The organism is Enterobacter cloacae complex sp. OE43NF (genome assembly GCF_023544405.1).
In the GTDB taxonomy this organism is placed as follows: domain Bacteria; phylum Pseudomonadota; class Gammaproteobacteria; order Enterobacterales; family Enterobacteriaceae; genus Enterobacter; species Enterobacter cloacae.
In genome coordinates this window covers 17,727-33,096 of record NZ_JAMJFW010000018.1, presented here as the reverse complement: position 1 = coordinate 33,096, position 15,370 = coordinate 17,727, and the positions used below count along the sequence as shown (strand labels likewise).

At 54.5% G+C, this 15,370-nt stretch carries 15 protein-coding genes; 14 read left to right on the top strand and 1 reads right to left on the bottom strand.

The window, feature by feature from the left end:
• The first annotated feature begins 99 nt into the window (after nucleotides 1-99).
• The 14 genes from leuS (at nucleotide 100) to lipA (ending at nucleotide 15,060) form a co-directional block, all read left to right on the top strand.
• Nucleotides 100-2,682: a leucine--tRNA ligase gene (gene leuS / locus M8370_RS10705; protein WP_250020983.1), complete on the top strand. Its 2,583-nt coding sequence runs from the start codon at nucleotides 100-102 to the stop codon at nucleotides 2,680-2,682.
• A gap of 14 nt (nucleotides 2,683-2,696) precedes the next feature.
• Entirely contained in the window at nucleotides 2,697-3,266 is a 570-nt protein-coding gene (gene lptE / locus M8370_RS10700) for an LPS assembly lipoprotein LptE (RefSeq protein ID WP_028028133.1), read from the top strand.
• Nucleotides 3,266-4,297, top strand: a complete 1,032-nt coding sequence (gene holA, locus M8370_RS10695) for a DNA polymerase III subunit delta (protein WP_029882135.1) — start codon at nucleotides 3,266-3,268, stop codon at nucleotides 4,295-4,297. Before lptE ends, holA begins: the two co-directional genes overlap by 1 nt.
• Nucleotides 4,290-4,955 carry a nicotinate-nucleotide adenylyltransferase gene (nadD, locus tag M8370_RS10690; RefSeq protein ID WP_020685664.1) on the top strand — a complete coding sequence of 222 codons (666 nt, stop codon included), beginning with the start codon at nucleotides 4,290-4,292 and terminating at the stop codon, nucleotides 4,953-4,955. Before holA ends, nadD begins: the two co-directional genes overlap by 8 nt.
• A 268-nt stretch (nucleotides 4,956-5,223) precedes the next feature.
• A complete protein-coding gene (gene rsfS / locus M8370_RS10685) occupies nucleotides 5,224-5,541 on the top strand; it encodes a ribosome silencing factor (protein WP_003858696.1) in 318 nt (105 codons plus the stop codon).
• A 3-nt stretch (nucleotides 5,542-5,544) separates the two neighbouring features.
• Entirely contained in the window at nucleotides 5,545-6,012 is a 468-nt protein-coding gene (rlmH, locus tag M8370_RS10680; RefSeq protein WP_250020981.1) for a 23S rRNA (pseudouridine(1915)-N(3))-methyltransferase RlmH, read from the top strand.
• A gap of 28 nt (nucleotides 6,013-6,040) precedes the next feature.
• Nucleotides 6,041-7,942: a peptidoglycan DD-transpeptidase MrdA gene (gene mrdA, locus M8370_RS10675; RefSeq protein WP_013097589.1), complete on the top strand. Its 1,902-nt coding sequence runs from the start codon at nucleotides 6,041-6,043 to the stop codon at nucleotides 7,940-7,942.
• Nucleotides 7,943-7,944: 2 nt separating this feature from the next.
• Nucleotides 7,945-9,057: a peptidoglycan glycosyltransferase MrdB gene (mrdB, locus tag M8370_RS10670; protein ID WP_013097590.1), complete on the top strand. Its 1,113-nt coding sequence runs from the start codon at nucleotides 7,945-7,947 to the stop codon at nucleotides 9,055-9,057.
• 16 nt (nucleotides 9,058-9,073) lie between these two features.
• On the top strand, nucleotides 9,074-10,186 hold the full coding sequence (gene rlpA / locus M8370_RS10665) for an endolytic peptidoglycan transglycosylase RlpA (RefSeq protein ID WP_250020970.1): 1,113 nt from the start codon (nucleotides 9,074-9,076) through the stop codon (nucleotides 10,184-10,186).
• 138 nt (nucleotides 10,187-10,324) lie between these two features.
• Nucleotides 10,325-11,536, top strand: a complete 1,212-nt coding sequence (gene dacA / locus M8370_RS10660) for a D-alanyl-D-alanine carboxypeptidase DacA (RefSeq protein ID WP_013097592.1) — start codon at nucleotides 10,325-10,327, stop codon at nucleotides 11,534-11,536.
• 105 nt (nucleotides 11,537-11,641) lie between these two features.
• The gene (ybeD, locus tag M8370_RS10655) at nucleotides 11,642-11,905 is read left to right on the top strand and encodes a DUF493 family protein YbeD (protein ID WP_003858718.1); all 264 of its coding nucleotides are present in this window, start codon (nucleotides 11,642-11,644) and stop codon (nucleotides 11,903-11,905) included.
• Between the two features lie 95 nt (nucleotides 11,906-12,000).
• Nucleotides 12,001-12,642 carry a lipoyl(octanoyl) transferase LipB gene (gene lipB / locus M8370_RS10650; RefSeq protein ID WP_013097593.1) on the top strand — a complete coding sequence of 214 codons (642 nt, stop codon included), beginning with the start codon at nucleotides 12,001-12,003 and terminating at the stop codon, nucleotides 12,640-12,642.
• A 291-nt stretch (nucleotides 12,643-12,933) separates the two neighbouring features.
• Nucleotides 12,934-13,887 (top strand): YbeF family transcriptional regulator, encoded by a 954-nt coding sequence (locus M8370_RS10645; RefSeq protein ID WP_013097594.1) that lies wholly within the window; start codon nucleotides 12,934-12,936, stop codon nucleotides 13,885-13,887.
• A gap of 207 nt (nucleotides 13,888-14,094) precedes the next feature.
• Complete coding sequence (gene lipA, locus M8370_RS10640) at nucleotides 14,095-15,060, top strand: lipoyl synthase (protein ID WP_013097595.1); 966 nt, start codon at nucleotides 14,095-14,097, stop codon at nucleotides 15,058-15,060.
• Nucleotides 15,061-15,141: 81 nt separating this feature from the next.
• On the opposite strand, the gene tatE is transcribed toward lipA, so the two are convergent.
• On the bottom strand, nucleotides 15,142-15,345 hold the full coding sequence (gene tatE / locus M8370_RS10635) for a twin-arginine translocase subunit TatE (protein ID WP_013097596.1): 204 nt from the start codon (nucleotides 15,343-15,345) through the stop codon (nucleotides 15,142-15,144).
• Nucleotides 15,346-15,370: the final 25 nt, after the last annotated feature.

Genomic DNA, 15,370 nt, shown 5'->3' with positions numbered 1-15,370 from the left:
TGTTTTGACGCGGGCGTTTGGGCTATGCTATGCGGATCTGAAATACCACATCCATTGGCTACATTTGTAGCTGTATTGAAAACAGGACCACTGGCTGCCATGCAAGAGCAATACCGCCCGGAAGAGATAGAATCAAAAGTCCAGCAACACTGGGACGAGAAGCGTACCTTTGAAGTAACCGAAGACGAGAGCAAAGAGAAGTATTACTGCCTGTCGATGCTTCCCTATCCTTCTGGTCGACTACACATGGGCCACGTGCGTAACTACACCATCGGTGATGTGATTGCACGCTACCAGCGTATGCTGGGCAAAAACGTGCTGCAGCCAATCGGCTGGGATGCATTCGGTCTGCCTGCAGAAGGCGCGGCGGTCAAAAACAATACGGCGCCAGCGCCGTGGACGTACGACAACATCGCGTACATGAAAAACCAGCTCAAAATGCTGGGCTTTGGCTATGACTGGAGCCGCGAGCTGGCGACCTGTACCCCGGAATACTATCGCTGGGAACAGAAGTTCTTCACCGAGCTGTACAAAAAAGGCCTGGTCTATAAGAAGACGTCTGCCGTTAACTGGTGCCCGAACGACCAGACCGTTCTCGCGAACGAACAGGTTATCGACGGCTGCTGCTGGCGCTGCGACACCAAAGTTGAGCGTAAAGAGATCCCACAGTGGTTTATCAAAATCACCGCTTACGCTGACGAACTGCTGAACGATCTGGACACGCTGGACCACTGGCCGGATACCGTTAAGACCATGCAGCGCAACTGGATCGGCCGTTCTGAAGGCGTGGAGATCACCTTCAACGTTGAAAACTACGATCAGACTCTGACCGTCTACACCACCCGTCCTGATACCTTCATGGGCGCGACCTATCTGGCCGTGGCTGCAGGTCACCCGCTGGCGCAGAAAGCTGCAGAAAATAACCCGGAGCTGGCTACCTTTATCGACGAATGCCGCAACACGAAAGTGGCAGAAGCCGACATGGCGACCATGGAGAAGAAAGGCGTTGCCACGGGCTTCTATGCGAAGCACCCACTGACTGGCGAAGCGATTCCGGTCTGGGCAGCAAACTTCGTGCTGATGGAATACGGTACCGGTGCCGTGATGGCTGTTCCGGGTCACGACCAGCGCGACTATGAATTTGCCACCAAATACAACCTGCCGATCAAAGCCGTTATTCTGGCGGCTGACGGCTCTGAACCTGACCTGTCTGAGCAAGCACTGACGGAAAAAGGCACACTGTTTAACTCTGGTGAGTTCAGCGGCCTGAGCTTCGAAGAGGGTTTCAACGCCATCGCCGACAAACTGGCATCGCTGGGCGTGGGCGAGCGTAAAGTAAACTACCGCCTGCGCGACTGGGGCGTTTCCCGTCAGCGTTACTGGGGTGCGCCAATCCCGATGGTCACGCTGGAAGACGGCACCGTAATGCCAACCCCGGAAGATCAACTCCCGGTGATCCTGCCGGAAGACGTGGTCATGGATGGTATCACCAGCCCGATCAAAGCCGATCCTGAGTGGGCAAAAACCACCGTTAACGGTCAGCCTGCGCTGCGTGAAACCGACACCTTTGACACCTTTATGGAGTCTTCCTGGTACTACGCCCGCTACACCTGCCCGCAGTATCAGGAAGGGATGCTGGATTCCGACGCGGCAAACTACTGGCTGCCGGTAGACATCTACATCGGTGGTATTGAACATGCCATCATGCACCTGCTCTACTTCCGCTTCTTCCACAAGCTGATGCGTGACGCAGGCATGGTGAACTCTGACGAGCCAGCGAAACAGCTGCTGTGTCAGGGCATGGTACTGGCAGATGCGTTCTACTATGTGGGTGCGAACGGCGAACGTAACTGGGTCTCTCCGGTTGATGCGATTGTTGAGCGCGACGAGAAAGGCCGTATCGTGAAGGCGAAAGACGCCGAAGGTCATGAACTGGTGTATACCGGCATGAGCAAGATGTCCAAGTCCAAAAACAACGGCATCGACCCGCAGGTGATGGTTGAGCGCTACGGCGCGGATACCGTGCGTCTGTTCATGATGTTTGCCTCACCGGCAGACATGACCCTGGAGTGGCAGGAGTCCGGCGTTGAAGGGGCGAACCGCTTCCTGAAGCGCGTCTGGAAACTGGTTTACGAACACACCGCTCAGGGCGACGCACCAGCACTGAACGTTGCTGCCCTGACTGAAGACCAGCAGGCGCTGCGTCGTGATGTTCATAAAACGATTGCAAAAGTGACCGATGATATTGGTCGTCGTCAGACCTTCAATACCGCAATTGCGGCTATTATGGAACTGATGAACAAGCTGGCGAAAGCACCGCAGGAAGGCGAGCAGGATGGTGCCTTAATGCGTGAAGCGCTGTTGGCCGTCGTGCGCATGTTGAACCCGTTCACCCCGCATGTCAGCTTCACCCTGTGGCAGGAGCTGAAAGGCGAAGGCGATATCGACAACGCGCCGTGGCCGGTTGCTGATGAATCCGCCATGGTGGAAAACACCACGCTGGTGGTGGTACAGGTCAACGGTAAAGTACGCGGTAAAATTACCGTCGCCGTTGATGCAACCGAAGAACAGGTTCGTGAGCGTGCTGGCCAGGAACATCTGGTGGCGAAATATCTTGAGGGCGTTACCGTACGTAAAGTGATCTACGTACCGGGTAAACTGCTGAATCTGGTCGTTGGCTAAGCGCGGGAGGAAACGTGCGACAACTGGCAACAATACTCTTATCTCTGGCGGTGCTGGTCACCGCGGGGTGTGGCTGGCACCTGCGCAATACCACGGCGGTGCCCGCTGAGATGAAAACAATGATTTTCGACTCAGGGGATCCGAATGGTCCACTCAGCCGGGCAGTGCGTAACCAGCTGCGTTTGAACGATGTTCAACTGATCGAAAAAGGCACCCTGCGCCAGGATGTACCGTCATTACGTATCTTAAGCTCATCGCTGGCTAAAGATACCGCGTCGATCTTCCAGGATGGACGTACTGCGGAATATCAGATGGTGCTGACGGTGAACGCGGCAGTATTGATCCCGGGTAAAGACATTTTCCCTATCAATACCAAAGTGTACCGCTCGTTCTTTGATAACCCGCAAACGGCACTGGCTAAAGATGCTGAGCAGCAGATTATCATTAACGAAATGTACGACAAGGCCGCAGAACAGCTGATCCGTAAGCTGCCTGGCATTGCCGCAACGACAAGACAGGGTTCTGACATCATCGACAAACCGGATGCCAACACGCCTCCTGTTTCTACCTCCATGGGTAACTGATGATCAGGCTGTATCCTGAACAACTCCGCGCGCAGCTCAATGAAGGGCTGCGCGCGGCGTATCTGCTACTGGGTAACGACCCGCTCTTGCTTCAGGAAAGCCTGGATGCCGTGCGACATGCCGCCGCCGCTCAGGGCTTTGATGAACACCACACCGTCCAGTTGGATAACAATACCGACTGGAATGCCCTCTTCTCCCTTTGCCAGGCGATGAGTCTCTTTGCATCACGCCAGACCATCCAGATCCTGCTGCCAGAGAATGGTCCGAACGCGGCCATCAATGAACAGCTGGCGACGCTGGTCAGCCTGTTGCACAGCGATCTGCTGTTAATCGTGCGTGGCAACAAGCTCACCAAAGCGCAGGAAAACGCCGCGTGGTTTACCCAACTCGCCACTCATGCCGTGCTGGTCACCTGCCAGACACCTGAGCAGGCCCATTTGCCGAAATGGGTGGCGGCAAGAGCGAAGCAGAATAACCTGCAACTGGACGACGCAGCGAATCAGCTGCTGTGCTACTGCTATGAAGGCAACCTGCTGGCGTTGGCCCAGGCGCTGGACCGGCTCGCCCTCCTCTGGCCCGATGGCAAGCTGACTCTGCCGCGCGTGGAGCAGGCGGTTAACGACGCCGCACACTTCACCCCGTTCCACTGGGTTGATGCGCTGCTGATGGCAAAGAGCAAACGTGCCCTGCATATTTTGCAGCAGCTACGCCTTGAGGGTAGCGAACCGGTTATATTGCTGCGTACGCTGCAGCGTGAACTGCTGATGCTCATCACGCTCAAGCGCCAGTCTGCTCATACGCCATTGCGTTCGTTGTTCGACAAACACCGTGTCTGGCAAAACCGTCGGGCGATGACCACCGAGGCCATTAATCGTCTGAGCCATGAACAGCTGCGCCAGGCGGTACAGCTTTTGATGCGCGCAGAGCTCACGTTAAAACAAGATTACGGCCAGTCCGTCTGGGCGGAGCTGGAAAGCCTTTCTCTGCTGCTCTGCCACAAGGCGCTGGCAGATGTATTTATCGATGGATAGCATGCACTCTCTACAGGCCCTGTACGGTGGCACCTTTGACCCGGTCCATTACGGTCATCTGAAACCGGTTGAAATTCTGGCGAATCTGATTGGTCTTCAGCGCGTGATTATCATGCCCAATAACGTTCCGCCGCACCGGCCTCAGCCTGAGGCCACCAGCGAGCAGCGAAAAGAGATGCTCGCCCTGGCCATTGCGGATAAACCGCTCTTCAGCCTGGACGAGCGTGAACTCCGTCGCGACACCCCGTCCTGGACCTCGCAAACGCTACAGGAGTGGCGGGCCGAACAGGGGCCGGACAAACCGCTGGCCTTTATCATCGGCCAGGATTCTCTGCTCAACTTCCCCACCTGGCACCAGTATGAAACCATTCTGGAAAACAGCCATCTCCTCGTCTGCCGCCGTCCGGGCTATCCGCTGACCATGCGTGAAGAGCAGTATCAGCAGTGGCTGGAGGCTCATCTGACCGACAATGTGGAAGATCTGCATAATCAACCTGCCGGGAAGATCTATCTGGCGGAGACGCCGTGGTTTGATATTTCTGCGACAATCATTCGCGACCGGCTTCAGCACGGTTTAGCCTGTGACGATCTCCTGCCATCGTCAGTGCTGGACTATATCCACGCGCACGGGTTGTATCAGAAAAGCGCAGACGCATAATCCGGGCGCACAAAAAGCGCCTTATTGATTATCCTGCCTTGACAGAGTAAGCCATACTGTTATCCTCCGCTGCCAGACTTTCCCGCCGCTCATTGCTTTACAGAAATTGTTTTACAAAAATGGCGATGCAATCTCCGGCGGAGGGTGGGATGATACCCGCCTTCAAAAGCCCGGCCGGTGACATTTGTCCCGACAGGGGCGTCAGTTCAGGTATACTGTCTGGCTACGAATTCATAGTTGCACAATCACATTCACCCAGGGGGAAAACTTGCAGGGTAAAGCACTCCAGGATTTTGTTATCGACAAAATTGATGACCTGAAAGGTCAGGACATCATCGCTATCGACGTTAAGGGTAAATCCAGCATCACCGACTGCATGATCATCTGCACCGGTACATCTACTCGCCATGTGGTTTCAATTGCCGATCATGTTGTGCAGGAATCACGTGCAGCAGGGCTGTTACCGCTCGGTGTTGAAGGTGAAGCGACCGCTGACTGGGTGGTTGTCGATCTTGGCGATGTGATTGTCCACGTCATGCAGGAAGAGAGCCGTCGCCTGTATGAGCTGGAAAAACTCTGGGGTTAATGCGTGAAGTTGCAGCTGGTCGCCGTCGGCACCAAAATGCCGGACTGGGTACAAACCGGTTTTACTGAATATCTGCGTCGTTTCCCTAAAGATATGCCGTTCGAGCTGGTGGAGATCCCCGCCGGAAAGCGCGGCAAGAACGCGGATATTAAACGCATTCTTGATAAAGAGGGAGAACTGATGCTGGCTGCCGCAGGCAAAAACCGCATCGTGACCCTCGATATTCCAGGCAAGCCCTGGGATACGCCGCAGCTGGCGCACGAACTGGAGCGCTGGAAGCAGGATGGTCGTGACGTCAGTCTGTTGATTGGCGGGCCTGAAGGGTTGTCCCCTGCCTGTAAAGTGGCGGCAGAACAAAGTTGGTCTCTCTCCGCGCTGACGCTTCCCCACCCGCTCGTTCGGGTACTGGTGGCAGAAAGCCTGTACCGCGCGTGGAGCATTACTACCAACCACCCCTATCACCGCGAGTAATGACTGACCAGGGTAGATTAAGCAGCGGATGAAACTACAGAATTCTTTTCGCGACTATACGGCTGAGTCCGCGCTGTTTGTGCGCCGGGCGCTGGTCGCCTTTACGGGGATTTTGCTGCTTACCGGCGTGCTGATCGCCAACCTTTATAATCTGCAAATTGTCCGCTATACCGATTACCAGACACGCTCAAACGAAAACCGCATCAAGCTGGTGCCTATCGCCCCCAGCCGCGGCATTATTTACGACCGTAACGGCACTCCGCTGGCCTTAAACCGCACCATCTACCAGATTGAGATGATGCCGGAAAAAGTCGACAACGTGCAGGATACGCTGGAAGCATTGCGAAGCGTTGTCGATCTTAACGATGACGATATCGCTGCGTTCAAGAAAGAGCGCGCCCGTTCTCACCGTTTTACCTCCATTCCGGTTAAAACCAACCTGACGGAAGTCCAGGTCGCCCGCTTTGCGGTCAACCAGTACCGTTTCCCCGGTGTGGAAGTGAAAGGCTACAAGCGTCGCTATTACCCTTACGGTTCCGCACTGACACACGTAATCGGCTACGTCTCCAAGATCAACGACAAAGACGTTGAGCGTCTCGATAAAGACGGCAAGCTGGCAAACTACGCCGCGACGCACGATATCGGTAAGCTTGGAATTGAACGCTATTACGAAGATGTCCTGCACGGGCAGACCGGCTATGAAGAGGTGGAAGTTAACAACCGTGGCCGCGTTATTCGTCAGCTGAAAGAGGTGCCGCCGCAGGCAGGGCATGACGTCTATCTGACGCTCGACCTGAAACTCCAGCAGTATATTGAAACCTTACTGGCGGGCAGCCGTGCGGCAGTTGTCGTGACCGATCCGCGTACCGGCGGCATACTGGCGATGGTCTCCATGCCAAGCTACGACCCTAACCTCTTTGTCGATGGAATTTCCAGTAAGGACTACTCCGGCCTGCTTAATGACCCGAACACGCCGCTGGTCAACCGCGCCACGCAGGGGGTCTATCCGCCGGCGTCCACGGTGAAACCTTACGTCGCCGTCTCGGCGTTGAGCGCGGGTGTCATCAACCGCAACACCAGCCTGTTTGACCCGGGCTGGTGGCAGTTACCGGGTTCAGAGAAACGCTATCGCGACTGGAAAAAATGGGGCCACGGTCATCTGAACGTGACGAAATCGCTGGAAGAATCTGCGGATACCTTCTTCTATCAGGTGGCGTACGACATGGGTATTGACCGCCTGTCAGAGTGGATGAGCAAATTTGGCTACGGCCATTACACCGGGGTCGATCTCGCCGAAGAACGCTCCGGCAACATGCCAACCCGCGAGTGGAAGCTAAAGCGCTTTAAGAAGCCGTGGTATCAGGGTGATACCATTCCGGTGGGTATCGGCCAGGGCTACTGGACCGCGACCCCGCTACAGATGAACAAGGCGATGATGATCCTCATCAACGATGGTGTGGTGAAAGTCCCGCACCTGCTGCAAAGTACCGTTGAAGAGGGCAAAAAAGTGCCGTGGATCCAGCCGCATGAACCGCCGGTGGGGGATATTCACTCCGGCTTCTGGGAGATTGCCAAAGACGGGATGTACGGGGTGGCAAACCGCCCGAACGGTACCGCGCATAAGTATTTCGCCGGTGCACCGTATAAAGTGGCCGCCAAATCCGGTACGGCGCAGGTCTTCGGCCTGAAGGCCAACGAAACGTATAACGCGCACCGCATTGCCGAACGACTGCGTGACCATAAGCTCATGACGGCATTTGCACCCTATGATAACCCGCAGGTGGCGGTGGCAATGATTCTGGAAAACGGTGGCGCAGGGCCAGCCGTGGGTACCATCATGCGCCAAATCCTCGACCACATCATGCTGGGTGATAACAACACCGAACTGCCGGCTGAAAACCCGGCGGCCGCTGCGGCGGAGGACCAATAATCATGACGGATAATCCAAATAAAAAATCGCTGTGGGATAAAATCCACATCGACCCAGCCATGCTGCTGATCCTGCTGGCTCTGCTGGTCTACAGCGCTCTGGTTATCTGGAGCGCCAGCGGCCAGGACATCGGCATGATGGAGCGCAAGATTGGCCAGATCGCGATGGGGCTGGTCATTATGGTCGTCATGGCGCAGATCCCGCCACGCGTCTACGAAGGCTGGGCCCCCTATCTCTACATCTTCTGTATTATTTTGCTGGTTGCGGTAGATGCCTTTGGGGCCATCTCCAAAGGCGCACAGCGCTGGCTGGATCTGGGCGTAGTTCGCTTCCAGCCCTCGGAAATTGCTAAAATCGCCGTTCCACTGATGGTGGCACGCTTTATCAACCGCGACGTCTGTCCGCCATCACTGAAAAACACGGCCATCGCGCTGGTATTGATTTTCCTGCCAACGTTGCTGGTGGCGGCGCAGCCTGACCTTGGTACCTCGATCCTCATCGCACTCTCCGGCCTGTTTGTTCTCTTCTTGTCGGGCCTGAGCTGGCGTCTGATTGGTATTGCGGTGGTGCTGGTTGCCGCGTTCATCCCTATTCTCTGGTTCTTCCTGATGCATGATTATCAGCGCCAGCGCGTGATGATGCTGCTCGATCCGGAAACCGATCCGCTGGGTGCGGGCTATCATATTATTCAGTCCAAGATCGCGATTGGCTCCGGTGGCCTGCGCGGTAAAGGATGGCTGCACGGCACCCAGTCGCAGCTGGAGTTCTTACCAGAGCGCCATACCGACTTTATCTTTGCAGTCCTGGCGGAAGAGCTTGGGCTGGTCGGCATCTTGATCTTACTCGCGCTGTATGTACTGTTAATCATGCGCGGGTTGTGGATTGCCGCGCGCGCGCAAACCACCTTTGGCCGCGTCATGGCGGGCGGGTTAATGTTGATTTTATTCGTTTATGTCTTCGTAAATATTGGTATGGTGAGTGGTATTCTGCCGGTTGTAGGCGTTCCGCTTCCGCTGGTGAGTTACGGAGGCTCGGCACTGATCGTGTTGATGGCCGGGTTTGGTATCGTGATGTCGATCCATACCCACAGAAAAATGTTGTCAAAAAGCGTATAAAAATAAGGGGTTCGGAATGCGTAAGCAGTGGCTGGGGATCTGCATTGCGGCAAGTTTACTTGCGGCGTGCACAAGTGATGATGGTCAGCAACAGGCAACCGTCGCGCCGCCGCAGCCTGCGGTGTGTAATGGCCCAATCGTTGAAATCAGCGGCGCCGATCCCGTTTATGAACCGCTCAACGCCAGCGTGAATCAGGATTATGAGCGCGACGGCAAAAGCTACAAAATCGTTCAGGACCCTTCCCGTTTCAGCCAGGCGGGTTTCGCCGCCATTTATGATGCGGAACCCGGGAGCAACCTGACGGCATCAGGAGAAGCGTTCGACCCGACGCAACTCACTGCGGCACACCCGACGCTGCCTATCCCAAGCTACGCGCGTATCACCAACCTGGCGAATGGCCGTATGATCGTAGTACGCATTAACGATCGCGGTCCGTACGGTAACGACCGTGTGATTTCGCTGTCGCGCGCCTCCGCCGACCGCCTGAACACCTCGAACAATACCAAGGTTCGTATCGACCCCATTATCGTGGCACCGGATGGCTCGCTCTCCGGGCCGGGTACCGCGTGTACGACAGTGGCGAAACAGACCTACGCCCTTCCCGACCGTCCAAATCTTGACGGTGGCATGGGGAGCGTCTCATCGCCGGCCGAGCCTTCTCAGCCAGCAGGCGAAGTGCGTCCTATCAGTAACGACACGTTGCAAAGCGATGACAGCACTGGCGCACCGGTAAAGAGTAGCGGTTTCCTGGGGGCTCCAACGACCCTGGCCTCCGGCGTGCTGGAAGGCAGTGAACCTGCGCCGGCGCCTGTTGCCGCCTCCGTCGCGCAGCAGCCTGCCCCCGTCACCGCTCCGGCAACGATCCAGAGCGCAGCGGTAGCAGCGCCTGCTGCCGCTTCCAGCGGCGGCTTTGTCGTTCAGGTGGGCGCCGTCAGCGATCAGGCCCGCGCGCAGCAATATCAACAGCGCCTGAGCCAGCAGTTTGGCGTTCCAGGTCGCGTTGAGCAAAACGGGGCGGTGTGGCGTATTCAGATGGGACCGTTTGCCAGCAAATCGCAGGCAGCGACCCTGCAGCAGCGTCTGCAAAATGAAGCGCAACTCCAGTCATTTATCGCTGTAGCGAAGTAATGTATCGGCGGTATCCGAATTGTCAGTTTGTGTAAAAGTCATTCACAAACTCATGCTTAAAGTCGGATGCCTGCCTGAATAGCATTTGCTATAGTAAGGCACTTTTTTTATTCCATCACGGATGTCGTAGTTCTGACCATGAAGACCACTTTTTCTGCTCGTTTTGTGCAGCGCATGGCGCTGACCACGGCCCTTTGCGCTGCTGCGCTCTCCGCAGCTCACGCCGATGACCTGAACATCAAGACCATGATCCCTGGCGTTCCGCAAATCGATGCGGAATCCTACATCCTGATCGATTACAACTCTGGCAAAGTTCTGGCAGAACAGAATGCCGATGCCCGCCGCGATCCGGCCAGCCTGACGAAAATGATGACCAGCTACGTTATCGGCCAGGCGATGAAGGCAGGTAAATTTAAAGAAACAGACCTGGTCACCATCGGTAACGATGCGTGGGCAACCGGGAACCCGGTCTTTAAAGGCTCCTCTTTAATGTTCCTGAAACCGGGTATGCAGGTTCCTGTCTCTCAGCTGATTCGTGGTATCAACCTGCAGTCCGGTAACGACGCCTGTGTCGCCATGGCCGATTTCGCTGCGGGCAGCCAGGATGCGTTTGTGGGCCTGATGAACAGCTACGTTTCTGCGCTGGGCCTGAAAAACAGCCACTTCCAGACCGTTCACGGCCTGGATGCGGAGGGTCAGTACAGCTCTGCGCGCGATATGGCGCTGATTGGCCAGGCGCTGATCCGCGATGTACCGAACGAATACGCCATCTATAAAGAGAAAGAGTTTACCTTCAACGGTATTCGCCAGACCAACCGTAACGGCCTGCTGTGGGACAACAGCCTGAACGTTGACGGTATCAAAACCGGTCATACCGACAAAGCGGGTTACAACCTGGTCGCCTCTGCTACCGAAGGTCAGATGCGCCTGATCTCTGCCGTGATGGGCGGTCGTACCTTTAAAGGCCGTGAGACAGAAAGCAAAAAGCTGCTGACCTGGGGCTTCCGTTTCTTCGAAACCGTGAACCCGCTGAAAGCAGGCAAAGAGTTTGCCTCTGAGCCGGTCTGGTTTGGTGATAACGATCGCGCCTCCCTGGGCGTGGACAAAGATCTGTACCTGACCATTCCACGCGGACGCATGAAAGACCTGAAAGCCAGCTACGTGCTGAACACCACCGAGCTGCATGCACCGCTGCAGAAAAACCAGGTTGTAGGCACCATTAACTTCCAGCTGGATGGCAAAACTATCGATCAGCGCCCGCTGGTTGTCCTGCAGGAAATTCCTGAAGGCAATTTCTTCGGCAAAATCATTGATTACATTAAATTGATGTTCCATCACTGGTTTGGCTAAAAATCGAACACTTGAAAGTGTGATTTTGATCCCCATATACTAAGTATCCTGATAACTCCCACCTGACGTGGGAGTTATTCTTTTTGACGTTACGCCGGAGCTGACATGAAAACCAAACTTAACGAACTGCTTGAATTCCCTACCCCATTTACTTACAAAGTAATGGGTCTGGCGAAACCTGAGCTGGTTGATCAGGTGGTTGAAGTGGTACAGCGCCATGCGCCGGGTGACTACTCTCCGTCAGTAAAACCAAGCAGCAAGGGCAACTACCACTCGGTATCGATTACCATTACCGCAACACACATTGAGCAGGTTGAGACGCTGTACGAAGAGCTCGGCAATATCGAAATTGTTCGTATGGTGCTGTAGTCCCTCTGCGGTTACCCGGTTTGCCGGGTAACCCCTCTCCCCCGCTGTGATATACTCCCCCTCATCTTTTGTCCCTCGTCTTCGGAGACGTCGTTTTGTATCAGGATAAAATTCTTGTCCGTCATCTCGGGCTGCAACCTTATGAGCCTGTCTCCCAGGCTATGCATGACTTCACCGACTCACGCGATGACACCACCCCTGATGAAATCTGGCTGGTAGAACACCTGCCGGTGTTTACGCAGGGGCAAGCGGGAAAAGCGGAACATTTATTGATGACGGGCGATATCCCGGTTATTCAGAGCGACCGCGGCGGGCAGGTTACGTACCATGGCCCAGGGCAACAGGTGATGTACGTTCTCCTGAACCTCAAACGCAGAAAGCTGGGCGTACGTGAACTGGTCACTCTGCTTGAGCAAACGGTCGTTAACACACTGGCGGAATACGGTATTGATGCGCATCCGCGGGCCGACGCACCGGGAGTCTACGTGGGCGAGATGAAGATCTGCTCGCTGGGGCTGCGTATCCGTAAAGGCTGCTCGTTTCACGGGCTGGCTTTGAACATTAATATGGATTTGAAGCCCTTCCAGCGCATCAACCCCTGCGGCTATGCCGGGATGGAAATGACGCAAATGTGCCAGTGGGTTGATACGGCAACAACAGAAAATATCCGTCCTGTACTTTTAGCTAATATGTTAGCGCTACTTAACAATCCCCCGCACGAATATATCACTGCTTAATATATTATACATTGTGGCTCGATAATTTGACGGGCCACGATTTAATTGCCGCTTTTACACTTTACAATAATCCGCAGATTCTATATTTTCGAAGCGCTCGAATATTACCGATCCATATTATTTAGCCTCCCGTCAGCGCTGCGTGCAGGACCTAAGTAACTTGCGTGATAATCACTCAACTGGTTGTTTTTGATAAACAAGTGAAACAAAACCAACACTTTACGAATCTCTACAAGCATAATAAATAAATTCAACTATCATTCATGTTGTGAATGTGTACGGAGTAAAAGCGTGGAGTATAATAATTTACCAGCCAAACGCCTGAATGAACCCGGTGGCGAAGACAAGCCGCAAATTTTTCGGACTTTACGTAATATTGATCTCAATTTACTGACTATTTTTGAGGCGGTATATGTCCATAAGGGTATCGTTAACGCTGCGAAAATTCTTAATCTCACGCCCTCTGCAATAAGCCAGTCAATTCAAAAGCTGCGCGCTATATTTCCGGACCCGTTATTTATTCGCAAGGGACAGGGTGTCACCCCCACGGCTTACGCCACGCATCTGCATGAGTACATCAGCCAGGGGCTGGAGTCGATTCTGGGCGCGCTGGATTTAACCGGAAGCTACGACAAACAGCGAACCATCACCATCGGCTGCTCTCCCTCTGTGGGGGTGTTGGTTATGCCTGCCATTTACCAGGCCGTAAAAGAGCATGCGCCGCAGCTGCTGCTGCGTAATGTACCGATCAGCGAACCTGACGTGCAGCTTGCCCAGTTCCAGACCGATTTAATTATCGACAGCGGCAGCTTCAGCGCCCGCGCGTTGGGGCAAAATGTCCTCTATGCCGACAACCTGGTGCTGGTCTGTCGCCAGCAGCATCCGGTGCTCAGCGAGCCGCTCACCATAGAGAATCTGCGTAACTACGACCACTCATCATTTATGACGGAAGGACAGTCTCATCATGCGCTGCGCCAGCGTATCGATGACATTTTTCCGGAGCGCCAGATCAGCTTCAGCAGTTACAATATGTTCACTACTGCATCCCTGATTGGCAGCAGTGACATGCTCTGCATCATGCCTTCGCGCCTGTATCATCTGCTGCGGAAATGCTGGCCGCTGGAGAGTATTCCGCTCAGCCAGTTGAATGCAGAATCTATTGAGATTTCACTGCATTACAATAAGCTCAGTCTGCGCGATCCGGTACTTGAAAATGTGATCCGCATCATCCGCCAGGCCTTCTGACAGGTTGACACAGCACAAGCCCCTGCCGCACGCAGGGCAAAAGGCACAAAACAACAACTATTTTACAAATTGGCGACCTGGCAGGCTGCTTTAACGACCGTTTCAATGATATACTGCCTGTCGTTCGTTCAAAAATAGTTGATAAATACAACATTCCCTTGAATTGAAACGCTTTCCTTCGATATTCGCAACTGGAACACGCACGCTATGAGTAAACCCATTGTGATGGAACGCGGTGTTAAATACCGCGATGCCGATAAAATGGCCCTTATCCCGGTTAAAAACGTGGCTACAGAGCGCGAGGCGCTGTTAAGAAAACCGGAATGGATGAAAATCAAACTTCCGGCCGACTCTTCGCGTATCCAGGGGATCAAAGCGGCGATGCGTAAGAATGGCCTTCACTCTGTATGTGAAGAAGCCTCTTGCCCGAACCTTGCTGAGTGTTTCAACCACGGCACCGCGACGTTTATGATTCTGGGTGCTATCTGTACCCGCCGTTGCCCGTTCTGCGATGTTGCTCATGGCCGCCCGGTGGCGCCAGATGCAAACGAACCTCAAAAACTGGCGCAGACCATTGCTGATATGGCGCTGCGTTATGTGGTCATTACCTCCGTTGACCGTGATGACCTGCGTGATGGGGGTGCTCAGCACTTTGCTGACTGCATTACTGCCATTCGCGAGAAAAGCCCGAACATTAAGATTGAGACGCTGGTGCCGGATTTCCGTGGTCGTATGGACCGCGCGCTGGATATCCTGACCGCAACGCCACCAGACGTCTTTAACCACAACCTGGAGAACGTACCGCGTCTCTACCGTCAGGTGCGTCCGGGTGCTGACTACAACTGGTCCCTGAAGCTGCTGGAGCGTTTTAAAGAAGCGCATCCACATATCCCTACCAAGTCAGGTCTGATGGTCGGCCTTGGTGAGACCAATGACGAAATCATCGAAGTGATGCGCGATCTGCGTCGCCACGGTGTGACCATGCTGACGCTGGGCCAGTATCTGCAGCCAAGCCGTCATCACCTGCCGGTGCAGCGCTACGTTAGCCCGGATGAGTTTGATGAGATGAAAGCGGAAGCGATGGCGATGGGCTTCACCCATGCTGCCTGCGGTCCGTTTGTGCGCTCCTCTTACCATGCCGATATGCAGGCAAAAGGCGAAGAAGTTAAATAACCCTGTAATATTCACTTACAGGAATACAAAAAAACCGGCCTGTTGAGCCGGTTTTTTTTCGCAAGCCTTAAGGCATTGCCGTTACTCTTTGTGAGAGAGCTTTTCAGCCGGAACGGTATCCTCGGCGCTTTTCTTCGCTGCCGCGTCATCGTCGTTCATCGCTTTCTTAAAGCCTTTGATGGCGGCACCCAGGTCACCACCCAGCGTGCGTAACTTCTTGGTACCAAACAGCAGGACGACCAGTGCGGCAACCACCAGCAGTTTGGTAATACTAATCTCACCCATAGATACCTTCTTTACTTAAAACAGG